The sequence below is a fragment of the Legionella erythra genome (assembly GCF_001467615.1).
Lineage (GTDB): Bacteria > Pseudomonadota > Gammaproteobacteria > Legionellales > Legionellaceae > Legionella_C > Legionella_C erythra.
Map to the genome: position 1 here is coordinate 52,769 of NZ_LNYA01000023.1, position 11,809 is coordinate 64,577.

Here is an 11,809-nt window from a genome sequence, read left to right on the forward strand (position 1 = left end):
AAGCATTGGAGGACTTATGCGAATTAACACCTTTCTTTTGGCCATTTTCTTGTCCATCATGACCCTTATTGCCGGTTGCAGCAAGGATATTCCGCCCGGTGATTATGATTCATCTGAAGTTGGAAAAATTAAAAAAGTCGTACCGGGGGTCATCATTTCCATGCGCCCAGTTCGTCTGCATAACAAGGAAGCCGAAATCGGTATCACGCCAGGTTCACGCGCTGCCGTACCGGCTTCGTCTTATTCTGACCCCACCATGAACCGTTCCCATGGATTTGAGTACGTCATTAAACTCAATAGCGGCAGCATTATTTCTGTTGTACAGGCTGATACCGTCAAGCTGAAAGTGAAGCAACATATTTTAGTCATTTACGGTCGGAATACCCGCGTTGTTCCCGATCATGGCAGTGATGACTATTAAAAAGGAGGGGAAATAATCCGCTTCTTATTAATTCCGCTCAAAAAATTAACCGAATGTTATTTATCATTCTATTTAATGGTTGTATAATATTCGGTTAATTTCATTGCAGGGGGATTCTATGTCGCTTTCTATTGTGCAACAGGCGCTGACTTTTGATGATGTTTTGCTGGTTCCTGCCCATTCACTGGTTCTCCCTAAAGAAGTTTCATTGCAATCCCGTTTAACTCGGGACATCGAATTAAACATCCCTCTGGTCTCAGCTGCAATGGATACGGTCACCGAATCCAGGCTTGCCATTGCCATGGCTCAGGAAGGCGGTATCGGGATTATCCATAAAAACATGAATATTGCCGCTCAGGCTGACGAAGTGCGGAAAGTGAAAAAATTTGAAAGCGGCATGGTGAAAGATCCCGTATCGGTAACGCCTCAAACCACGGTTGAAGAATTACTTGCGGTCATTGCGAAGCATAATTTTTCAGGTGTCCCTGTGGTTGAAAACGGTTTGTTGGTGGGGATAGTGACCAGTCGTGACATTCGCTTTGAAACCAATCTTTCCTTGCCGGTTTCAGCGGTCATGACGCCAAAAGAGCGCCTGGTCACTGTCAAGGAAGGCGCTAGCCGTGAAGAAATTCAAAGCCTGCTGCATAAACACCGTCTGGAAAAACTGCTGGTAGTGAATAATGCATTTAGTCTGTGTGGGCTTATCACGGTAAAGGATATTCAAAAAGCCAAGGAAAATCCATTTGCCAATAAAGACAATCTGGGACAACTTCGCGTTGGAGCGGCTGTAGGTGTCGGTGAAGGCACGGATGAACGCGTGCATGCCCTCGTTGATGCAGGAGTCGATTTACTGGTGGTAGACACGGCCCATGGCCATTCACAAGGCGTATTAAATCGAGTGGCCTGGATTAAAAAACATTATCCTCAGGTTCAAATCGTGGGCGGTAATATCGCCACTGCGGCTGCGGCCAGCGATCTGGTGGCGGCCGGTGTTGATGCCGTTAAAGTCGGGATTGGTCCTGGCTCGATTTGCACGACCCGTATTGTGACGGGCGTCGGGGTGCCGCAGATTACAGCCATTGCCAATGTCGCTGAGGGTGTTAAAGGCCAGGTCCCTGTGATTGCCGATGGTGGCATACGCTTTTCAGGTGACATTTGCAAGGCACTGGCCGCTGGTGCCGACACGGTGATGCTCGGCAGCATGTTTGCCGGTACGGAAGAGTCGCCCGGCGAAATTGAACTTTATCAGGGTCGAACCTACAAAAGTTATCGCGGTATGGGCTCCATTGGGGCCATGGCTCAGTCTCAGGGTTCGAGCGACCGTTATTTTCAGGACATGAGTCAGGGCGCTGAAAAATTGGTTCCAGAGGGCATCGAAGGCCGGGTTCCATATAAAGGACCTGTGCAGACCATTATCCATCAAATGATGGGGGGCTTGCGTTCCTGTATGGGGTATACGGGTTGCAAAACCATCAGTCTTCTCCACGAAAAGGCCGAATTTGTGCAGGTGACCAATGCCGGCATGCGCGAATCGCATGTCCATGATGTCAGCATTACCAAACAAGCCCCGAATTACCAGGTGGACAACTAATGAGCAGCAATATCAAACAGCAACCGCTTTTAATTCTTGATTTTGGTTCGCAGTATACACAGCTGATTGCACGACGCGTGCGAGAAATGGGTGTCTATTGCGAAATCCATCCCTATGATCTGGATGAGGCGGGATTCAAGGCGTTGTCGCCTTGCGGTATTATCCTTTCCGGCGGTCCGTCAACAGTGACCTTAAGTTCCAATCCCCGTGCTCCGGAATGGGTTTTTGCTTGTGGTTTGCCTGTGCTGGGTATTTGCTATGGCATGCAAACCATGGCTGTTCAGTTAGGCGGGGACGTGCAATCGTCTTCCCTGCGCGAATTTGGCTATGCTGAATTGCGTTTGCATGGACACACTGAATTATTGCATCACATTGAGGATAAAACCGATGCTGAGGGCAGGGCTTTACTGGATGTGTGGATGAGTCATGGCGATAAGGTCACGCAACTGCCCCCGGGGTTTAAGGTCATCTGTGAAACACGCAACGCCCCCATTGCTGGCATGGCGAATGATGAGCGCCGCTGGTACGGTTTGCAATTTCATCCTGAAGTGACCCACACGGTGCAGGGTTTACGGATACTGCAACGTTTTGTGGTGGATATCTGCGGAGCAAAAACCACCTGGACTGCGGACAATATTATCCAGCAAGCCATCGATACCATTCGCCAGCAAGTTGGTGATGAGCAGGTATTGCTTGGGCTTTCCGGCGGCGTTGATTCATCTGTTGTGGCTGCTCTATTGCACCAGGCGATTGGTGATCAATTGGTCTGCGTGTTTGTTGATACCGGTCTTCTACGGCTTAATGAAGCGGAGCAGGTGATGGCCATGTTTGGTCAGCACATGGGGATCCGCATTATTGCTGTGAATGCCGAAGACAAATTTTTAACGGCTTTGCAAGGCATTGATTGCCCAGAAAAGAAACGAAAAATTATCGGCCGCACCTTCATCGAGGTATTTGAAGAAGAAGCCAACAAACTGCCTGGCGTCAAATGGCTTGCCCAGGGAACCATTTATCCTGATGTAATTGAATCGGCCGCGACTAAAACCAATGGTGCAGCCGTGGTGATTAAATCCCACCATAATGTAGGCGGTTTGCCGGACACGTTGAATTTAAAATTGTTGGAACCCATACGCGAATTATTTAAGGATGAGGTTCGTAAAATTGGGCTGGAATTGGGCTTGCCTTACGATATGGTTTACCGTCACCCGTTCCCGGGGCCCGGGCTTGGGGTGCGGATACTGGGTCAGGTAACGAAGGAATACGCCGATATTTTGAGGCAGGCGGATGCTATTTTCCTGGATGAATTAAAAAAAGAGAACCTTTATCATCAAGTCAGCCAGGCATTTGCTGTTTTCCTGCCTGTAAAAAGTGTGGGGGTTATGGGAGATGGACGCCGTTATGATTTCGTTATTTGCCTTCGGGCGGTAGAAACCATTGATTTTATGACGGCCCATTGGGCGCATTTACCCTGGGATTTTTTGGGTGCTGTTTCCAACCGCATTATTAATGAGGTAGCCGGTGTCTCCCGGGTCACTTACGACATTTCCGGCAAACCGCCAGCGACGATTGAATGGGAATAAACGACACGTATTGGATGCAGCGCGCCTATGAGCAGGCTTTGGCGGCCCAAGAGGCCGGCGAAGTGCCCATTGGAGCGGTGCTTGTCGACAGCCATAATCAATTGCTGTCTGCAGCCGGTAACCGTGTCATTAACCAGACCGATCCCTGTGCTCATGCCGAAATCCTGGCAATCCGCGACGCCGCGCAAAAGCAGGGTAATTTCAGACTGTTGAACACCACCTTGTATGTTACTCTGGAACCTTGTGTCATGTGTGCCGGAGCGATTGTCCAGGCGCGGATTAAACGCCTTGTTTTTGCCGTACGCGATCTCAAAGCCGGCGCAGCCGGTTCAGTTTATAATTTGCTTAAAGGATTTCCCTTAAATCACGCGGTGCAAATCGATGAAGGATTTCTGGAAATGGAATGCAGCCATCTATTGAAAGCGTTTTTTACGACTCGGCGTTTGTAAAAGCAGCCATTAATTTGTTTTTCAATTCTTTTTTCTCTTGCGCGTTCAGTGGTAAACCGGCCTGAGTTGAAATATAGAACATGTCTTCAACCCGTTCACCTGCCGTTGCAATTTTAGCATTGTGGAGGTGAAGCTTTTGTTCAGAAAATATACGACTGACGGTCGCCAGTAAACCAGGCCTGTCCGTGGTCACTAAAAAGAGACAGGTATGCTGCTCCTGTTGTGCTTCCGTAAAGCTTATCTGGGGCTTGAATTTGAAATGGGCCTGCGTACGGGACAAGCGCCGTTTGATGCTTTTAGGCGGTGATGACTGCTTGCCCAGATGTTTCCTTAAGGCCTCACGAATGGCCTTAATCTGCTCCTCATTGGTTAAGGCTTGATGCTGCTCATCAAGAATAATATAAGTATCCAGGTCAAACTGATGATCACAGGTTAAAATCATGGCCTCCTGAATGGTGATGTAATGATTACTGAGGACCGTGGTGGTAATGGTGAAACGCTCCTCACGATGCGGCATGTAAATAAAGACTTCGGTGCCCCCCTGACTGTGGTGAGGCATGATGATAATCAATGGGTATTGTTGGCAATTTAGTATCGCTTCGGTATGGTTGGCTATCACATCCGGCGGTTCGTGCAGAAAATATTTGCCTTTGATATGGGCCCATAAATCGGTCACTTTATTGTCGGCGATTTCCTTTTGTCTCAATAAGATCAAGGCTTCCTGTTGGCGTTCACGGACTAAGCTCTCTTCATCGGGCAGCATCTTTTCTTGTTGTTGTACCCGATAAGCGGCGTGGTAAAGTTCTTTAAGCAGGGAGTCTTTCCAGCTGTTCCACAGGGTATGATTGGTGGCGCAAATGTCAGCGACAGTGAGTAAATAAAGGTAATCGAGATAATCCGGTTTCGGCAAATGCTGACAAAACAGATTGACAGTTTTTGGATCATAAATATCCTGCCGTTGAGCTGTTTGCGACATGAGCAGATGATGACGGACAAGCCAGATCACGAGGTCGGCATCCTCTTTAATCAGCTGATGCCGAATAGCAAAAGCCTTGACTTCTTGAGCCCCCAGTTCTGAATGATCACCGCCGCGGCCTTTGGCAATGTCATGGAACAAGGCTGCCAGATAGAGGAGCTCACGTTTTTGAATTTTAGCCATTAAGGAAGCGGCTAAAGGGAAGGATTGATTGTATGCGGGATCAAGAAAGCGGACCAGATTACGAATAACAAACAGGGTATGCTGATCCACGGTATACACATGGAATAAATCATATTGCATCTGACCCGTTACGGCTGCGAAACAATCCAGGTAATGCCCGAGTACGCCATAGCGGTTCATGTGATGCAAGGCATAGTAGGGGTCTTTTTCTCTAAACAACTGAATAAACAATCGGGTTGCTGCAGGGCAGGAACGGAATTTTTTATCCATTAAAAACAGGCATTGCCGAATCAATCGAATGGTGCTGGCACGGACCCCGGCAATGTCTGGGCGTTTGGCCAGCCAGACGAACAATTCAATGAGAGCCGGTGGGTGTTGACTGAAGACTCGCGGATGTTTGACTTCAATGTAGTGATTGGACAGCTGGAAATGACTGTCCAGCGGCGCAATCAATTGCTTTTCACGATGGACAATGGCTTCCGAGAACCAATGCAGCAACATTTCATTTAATTCCCGGATCCCTTTGATGTTCTTAAAATACAGCTTCATGAATTGTTCAATAGCCAATGACTGCGGTGTGTCGACAAAACCAAACAGGGCAGCCAGTTTGACCTGGTAATCAAACAGGAGACGCTCTTCCTGTTTGCCGGCGAGGGTGTGAAGACCAAAGCGAATACGCCATAGGAAGTGCTGGTAATTAATTAACTGCTCATATTCTTTGTCGGTAATAAAGCCGCAACTGATGCCGTCGGCCAGTTTTTTAATGCCAAAATGACGCTTGCCGATGCTGAGCAGGATTTGCAAATCACGCAATCCGCCGGCACCTTGTTTGACATTGGGTTCCAGATTGTAAGCCGTTTCACCGTATTTAATATAACGCTGCCTTTGCTCCTGCTGTTTGGCGAAAAAAAACTCATGGCTTGGCCACATATGTAAAGGATGTGTGTGATATTGCAACTCCTCCATGAGACTGCCGCGGCCACAGAGCAGGTGCATGTCAAGAATACTGGAAATGACACTTAAGTCCTGACTGGCTAAATCTGCGCAGTCATTGGGTGTTGTGATTTGATGACTGACATCAAGACCAATATCCCAGCAATCCTGAATAAAGGCCTGGGCGCGTTGCAACTGTGATCGGGTAACTTGTGCATTGTGCAATAAAAGTAAATCAATGTCGGAGTGAAGCTGTAATTCGCGGCGGCCATAGCTACCTAAGGCTAAAAGACAAAAGGCATTATCTTCGTGTAATTTGTGCTTTTGAAAAAGAAGCAATAAGGTTTCGTCAATAAAATGAACCAACTTGCGTGTGATGCCGGTGATGCTGGCTTTTTGGCAAAATTCGTTACACAGCTCATCCTTGAACTGTTTTAGCGTTTGCTTGAGAACATGACTACCGTTCTTCATCACGCAAGGTTAAAATTTCTACGCCGTCAGCCGTTACCAGCAGGGTGTGTTCCCATTGGGCAGATAAGCTATGATCTTTCGTCACTACAGTCCAATTATCAGGCAACAGACGCGTTTGATATTTACCCGTGTTAATCATTGGCTCAATCGTGAACGTCATGCCTTCACGCAGGACTTCGCCGGTCCCCGGGGTGCCATAATGCAGAACTTGTGGATCTTCATGGAAAATACGGCCAATGCCATGACCGCAATACTCGCGTACAACAGAACAACGATTTTTCTCGGCATGAACCTGAATAGCATGACCAATGTCGCCTAGCCGGACCCCCGGTCTGACCATTTCAATGCCGATAAACAAGCATTCATGCGCGAGTTTAACGACGTGTTTCGCCTTAACCGATGGTGTTCCTACAATAAACATTTTGCTGGTATCGCCGTGATAACCATCTTTAATGACCGTTACGTCGATGTTGATGATGTCGCCGTCCTTCAGTGCTTTTTTTCCGGGAATGCCATGGCAAACAACGTGATTGATGGATGTGCAGATGGATTTGGGAAACCCGTTATAACCCAATGGGGCGGGAATAGCGTGTTGGACATTGACAATGTAATCATGGCAAATGGTGTTTAACTCATCCGTGGTAACCCCTTCTTTGACATAATCGCCAATCATGGTCAACACGTCGCCCGCCAGGCGGCCAGCGACGCGCATTTTTTCAATTTCATCAGGAGTTTTAATGGTTACGGCCATGGTTTAAATCCACCTAAAAAAATAAATAGTAGCATAAGTCATTCATTCCAGCATCATTATTCCCGGCATTGGCAGCGTTAAAGTCCACATTTCAGCCAGATACCTGAAATCAGGAAGTACCTACATCGAATACGCAGGGATTTGTGCAGGGAGTCTGGGTAAGGACAAACCCTACCCAAAGCTTTAGAATAAAGGGTTAAGCCCCTTTGCATTGTTGTCTGTGCATCATCCTTTTAGCTTCCCATTGTTTCATCATGGATTGGAATTGCTGTTTCTGCTTGTCATTGAGCACATTGTAAATTTGATTTTTGGTCGAAATTTTAGCCTTGGTGATGGAACTCATCAGGGCGGCTTTTTGACTAACCAGCTTATCTAAGGTCGCTTCGTCGAGTTTGTCGCTGGTAACAAGCGCCTTTAATTGACCGCGCAGTTCCTTCATTTGTTTCCAACTGGCTTGCATGGCTTCCTTGTTTTTATCCTTAATGGCTTTGATTTGAGCCTGCTGATTGGCATCCAGTTGTAAATCTTTAAACATTTCGCTCAAACGGCCTTTGCAAGGGCAATTGCCAGCCTGATCCGCCGAGGCAATCTGTAAAGAAAGGAACGAAACACAGGCGATAATAGCAATAAGAAGTTTTTTAAACATTGTAAAACCCTCCAGTTTGTTATTGTTGCGTTTTGCATTATAGCGGGTGTCAACCAATATTTCTGCTTTTATTTTCAAATGAATTCGTGTGCTATCCATTGATGATCCGAGGCAAATGTGTTATAAATACCGCGCTTTTAACGACACACACGTTTCGTCACATGCAGTGGGGTCCCTTTGGGGTACTGTATGGGAAACGTGGAGGCCTAACCCGGAGAGAATTAAATGAATATCAGTATGCGTGAATTATTAGAAGCGGGCGCCCATTTCGGACACAGAACCCGTTTCTGGAACCCCAAAATGTATGAATACATTTTTGGTTCAAGAAATAAAATCCACATTATCAATCTTGAAAAAACCATGCCTCAGTTAAATGACGCGGCTAATTATGCTGGTCGTCTGGCTGCCAACAAGGCAAAAATCCTGTTTGTCGGTACTAAAAGAGCTGCTCAGGAAAGCATTCGTGAACACGCCAGACGTTGTGGTATGCCTTATGTGGATCATCGCTGGTTAGGTGGCATGCTGACTAACTGGAAAACAGTTCGCCAATCCATTTTCCGTTTGAAAGAACTGAAAGAAATGCGTGACAAAGGCCTGTTTGCGTCCATGATTAAAAAAGAAGCGTTAATGCTGACCCGCGAACTGGAAAAACTGGAACGCAGTCTGGGCGGTATTGAAGACATGGGTGGTTTGCCAGATGCCCTGTTTGTGATTGATGTTGGTTTTGAGCACATTGCTGTTGAAGAAGCTCGCCGTCTGAAGATTCCAGTCATCGGCGTTGTTGATACGAATAACAGTCCGGACAACATCGATTATGTTATTCCTGGAAACGATGACTCTATGCGTGCGGTTGATATTTATGTCCGTTGCATAGCTGATGCCATTCTTGACGCCAAACAAGGCAATACAGTGGGTGGTGTTTCATCTGATGCCGAGTTTGTCGAAATTTCTGTGACAGAAAAAGAAGCAGACAAAGCAGACTAATTATTTTTCTGATGATAAAGGGGCACGCTGCATCAGTTGGCGTTCCCCTTTTCGCTATGTGGAGGATTTAACTATGTCAGTTAGCGCTAAATTGGTAATGGAATTGCGTGAACGCACCGGTGCCGGGATGATGGAATGTAAAAAATTCCTGTTGCAAACAAACGGGGATATTGAAGAAGCCATTGTGCAAATGCGCAAGGCTGGTCAGGCCAAGGCCGACAAAAAAGCCGATAGAGTAGCCGCAGAAGGGGTTGTTGTGATCGCACGTTCAGCGGACCAACACTCAGCGGTTATGGTCGAAGTCAACTGCGAAACCGATTTTGCCTCGAAAGACAGTAATTTTGTTGAATTTGCCGAGAAAGTGGCTCAAACTGCATTACAGTCCGATGCAAATGATGTTGAGGCCTTATCAACCCAAACAGTTTCCGGGTCCAGCGATACAGTGGAACAGGCAAGACAACAATTGTTCGCCAAAATTGGTGAAAACATTAAAATCCGCCGTCTGGTTCGTTTACACACCCAGGGCGTTATTGGTTATTATTTGCACGGCACACGTATCGGGGTTATGGTTGCTTTAAAAGGCGGCGATGAAAACCTCGCGAAAGACATCGCCATGCATGTGGCCGCCAGTCGTCCTATGGTTGTTAGCCGTGAACAGGTTTCAGCAGAGGCCATAGACAATGAGCGTGATATCTTTACTGCTCAGGCACGTGAAAGCGGTAAGCCGCAAGAAATAATTGATAAAATGATTGAAGGACGTATTAACAAGTTCATTGATGAAGTCAGCCTGCTTGGACAACCTTTTGTTAAAGATCCCAATATCAAGGTTGGACAATTACTCAAAGAAAAGAATGCAGAGGTTCAAGCATTCATTCGTTACGAGGTAGGCGAGGGGATTGAGAAAAAAGAAGATAACTTTGTCGAGGAAGTTATGGCACAGGTTCGTGGTTCATAATGGCTGATACGCATCCAAAGCTCAAATACAAGCGCATTTTATTAAAATGCAGCGGTGAAGCGCTGATGGGCAAGGCGCAATTTGGTATTGACCCGGCCGTACTCGATCGTATTGCCAAAGACGTCGCTGAGTTAGTCAGCATGGGCGTTGAGGTCGGTATCGTGATTGGCGGCGGGAATCTATTCCGTGGCAAGGCCTTGTCTGAGGCGGGTTTGGGACGTGTCACCGGCGACCACATGGGCATGCTGGCCACGGTAATGAATGCATTGGCTCTTCGTGATGCTCTCGAACGCATTGATTTACCAGCCCGTATCATGTCAGCTATACCGATGATGGGGATGGTTGATCCCTATCATCGCCGTAAGGCCATTACCCATTTACGTAATGGCCATGTGGTTATTTTTGCAGCGGGCACCGGTAATCCTTTTTTCACGACCGATTCAGCCGCCTGTCTTCGTGCCATTGAAGTGGGTGCTGATGTGGTGTTAAAAGCCACCAAAGTGGATGGTATTTATTCTGACGATCCGGTTAAAAATCCAAATGCGACACGGTATGACTACCTGACATATAAACAGATTCTGAGTGACGGATTGCAGGTCATGGATTCAACAGCCATTTGTTTGTGTCAGGACCATGGAATGCCATTACAGGTTTTTGACATGGGAGCCCCCAATGCCCTGAAAAAAATCGTTCTGGGTGAGCGGGTAGGAACTATTGTAGGAGCAAATCATGATCAATGACATTAAGCAAGATGCTGAAAAACGCATGAAGAAAACTGTTGAAACCTTAAAGGTGGATTTAACCAAGGTAAGAACAGGCCGTGCTAATGCCAGCCTGCTTGATCACGTTCAGGTTGATTATTATGGTAATTTAACGCCATTAAGTCAGGTCGCCAACGTGACAAGCAGTGATTCCCGTACGCTGGTCGTTACCCCGTGGGAAAAGTCCATGGTTGCGGTTATTGAAAAAGCGATTTTAACGTCTGATCTTGGATTAAATCCATCCACTGCCGGAAGCGCGATTCGAGTTCCTATGCCGCCCCTCACAGAAGAGCGCCGTAAGGAATTAATTAAAGTAGTGCGTGCTGAAGGCGAGCAGGGACGGGTGGCTATTCGTAATATTCGTCGTGATGCCAATAACCAACTCAAAGAATTGGTTAAAGAAAAAGTCATTTCCGAAGATGATGAGCGTCGTGCTAATGAAATTATTCAAAAATTGACTGATAAACACATTGCTGATATTGATGCGGCTTTGGTAGAAAAAGAAAAAGACTTGATGGAAATCTAGTCAACTAGTCAATTTGTCGTTTCTTCCTTTATTACTGCCTGCCCGTGCTGGCGGGCAGTTGTTCTAATTTCTAAAATATATCCTTAAAACACGCTTTTGGATTATTGAACCCAATTATGCTGAGTTGATCTGTCGCGTCATCCCGGAGGGATGCTCGGGATAGTCCGGCAATGGCTGCCATTGGTGTCGATTATTACCCCCCATGCGGCTGCTGGCCAATGGATGGATGCCCGCCTGCGCGGGCAAGACATTAGGAAAGAGACCCTTGCCTTAGTAAGACATCCAAGGGTCTTTGCGTTTTGCTTGAGGGCAAAACGTCAGGAGATTATTGCCTTGCCTGAACAAGACCCCCAGGCAGGGCTTATGGCTCATTATAGCTTTGCTGGCGGTCGCAAGGTTTCCAGGGTATACCCATGAGTAACCACGTTGTCTTGCCCGCGCAGGCGGGTAACCATTAGGATCCCGGATGAGGGGTAGTCCGGCAATGGCTGCCATTGGTGTCGATTATTACCCCCATGCGGCTGCTGGCCAATGGATGGATGCCCGCCTGCGCGGGCAAGACATTAGGAAAGAGACCCTTGC

General features: G+C 47.1%; 12 protein-coding genes. 9 read left to right on the plus strand and 3 right to left on the minus strand.

Features of this window, described 5'->3' with window-relative positions; all coding sequences use genetic code 11:
- Window positions 1–16 precede the first annotated feature (16 nt).
- From Lery_RS05155 to tadA, 4 genes are all read left to right on the plus strand, one after another.
- Window positions 17–421, plus strand: a complete 405-nt coding sequence (locus Lery_RS05155) for a hypothetical protein (RefSeq protein WP_058526194.1) — start codon at window positions 17–19, stop codon at window positions 419–421.
- 118 nt (window positions 422–539) lie between these two features.
- Window positions 540–2,012 carry an IMP dehydrogenase gene (gene guaB / locus Lery_RS05160; RefSeq protein ID WP_058526195.1) on the plus strand — a complete coding sequence of 491 codons (1,473 nt, stop codon included), beginning with the start codon at window positions 540–542 and terminating at the stop codon, window positions 2,010–2,012.
- Complete coding sequence (gene guaA / locus Lery_RS05165) at window positions 2,012–3,592, plus strand: glutamine-hydrolyzing GMP synthase (RefSeq protein ID WP_058526196.1); 1,581 nt, start codon at window positions 2,012–2,014, stop codon at window positions 3,590–3,592. Before guaB ends, guaA begins: the two co-directional genes overlap by 1 nt.
- Window positions 3,589–4,041 carry a tRNA adenosine(34) deaminase TadA gene (tadA, locus tag Lery_RS05170; RefSeq protein ID WP_058526489.1) on the plus strand — a complete coding sequence of 151 codons (453 nt, stop codon included), beginning with the start codon at window positions 3,589–3,591 and terminating at the stop codon, window positions 4,039–4,041. The genes guaA and tadA overlap by 4 nt, the downstream gene beginning before the upstream one ends.
- On the opposite strand, the gene glnD is transcribed toward tadA, so the two are convergent.
- The 3 genes from glnD to Lery_RS05185 all read right to left on the minus strand — a co-directional run bounded on the left by glnD (window position 4,022) and on the right by Lery_RS05185 (window position 8,100).
- Window positions 4,022–6,604, minus strand: a complete 2,583-nt coding sequence (gene glnD / locus Lery_RS05175; protein ID WP_058526197.1) for a [protein-PII] uridylyltransferase — start codon at window positions 6,602–6,604, stop codon at window positions 4,022–4,024. The genes tadA and glnD overlap by 20 nt on opposite strands.
- Entirely contained in the window at window positions 6,591–7,355 is a 765-nt protein-coding gene (gene map, locus Lery_RS05180; protein WP_058526198.1) for a type I methionyl aminopeptidase, read from the minus strand. The genes glnD and map overlap by 14 nt, the downstream gene beginning before the upstream one ends.
- A gap of 196 nt (window positions 7,356–7,551) precedes the next feature.
- Complete coding sequence (locus tag Lery_RS05185; RefSeq protein ID WP_058526199.1) at window positions 7,552–8,100, minus strand: Spy/CpxP family protein refolding chaperone; 549 nt, start codon at window positions 8,098–8,100, stop codon at window positions 7,552–7,554.
- Between the two features lie 126 nt (window positions 8,101–8,226).
- Here Lery_RS05185 and rpsB point away from each other — a divergent pair, with 126 nt between their 5' ends.
- The 5 genes from rpsB (at window position 8,227) to Lery_RS05210 (ending at window position 11,644) form a co-directional block, all read left to right on the plus strand.
- A complete protein-coding gene (rpsB, locus tag Lery_RS05190) occupies window positions 8,227–8,985 on the plus strand; it encodes a 30S ribosomal protein S2 (RefSeq protein ID WP_058526200.1) in 759 nt (252 codons plus the stop codon).
- Between the two features lie 73 nt (window positions 8,986–9,058).
- Window positions 9,059–9,940, plus strand: a complete 882-nt coding sequence (gene tsf / locus Lery_RS05195; RefSeq protein WP_058526201.1) for a translation elongation factor Ts — start codon at window positions 9,059–9,061, stop codon at window positions 9,938–9,940.
- Window positions 9,940–10,680: a UMP kinase gene (gene pyrH, locus Lery_RS05200; RefSeq protein WP_065230251.1), complete on the plus strand. Its 741-nt coding sequence runs from the start codon at window positions 9,940–9,942 to the stop codon at window positions 10,678–10,680. Before tsf ends, pyrH begins: the two co-directional genes overlap by 1 nt.
- The gene (frr, locus tag Lery_RS05205) at window positions 10,670–11,227 is read left to right on the plus strand and encodes a ribosome recycling factor (RefSeq protein ID WP_058526203.1); all 558 of its coding nucleotides are present in this window, start codon (window positions 10,670–10,672) and stop codon (window positions 11,225–11,227) included. Before pyrH ends, frr begins: the two co-directional genes overlap by 11 nt.
- A 150-nt stretch (window positions 11,228–11,377) precedes the next feature.
- Window positions 11,378–11,644: a hypothetical protein gene (locus Lery_RS05210; RefSeq protein ID WP_058526204.1), complete on the plus strand. Its 267-nt coding sequence runs from the start codon at window positions 11,378–11,380 to the stop codon at window positions 11,642–11,644.
- Window positions 11,645–11,809: the final 165 nt, after the last annotated feature.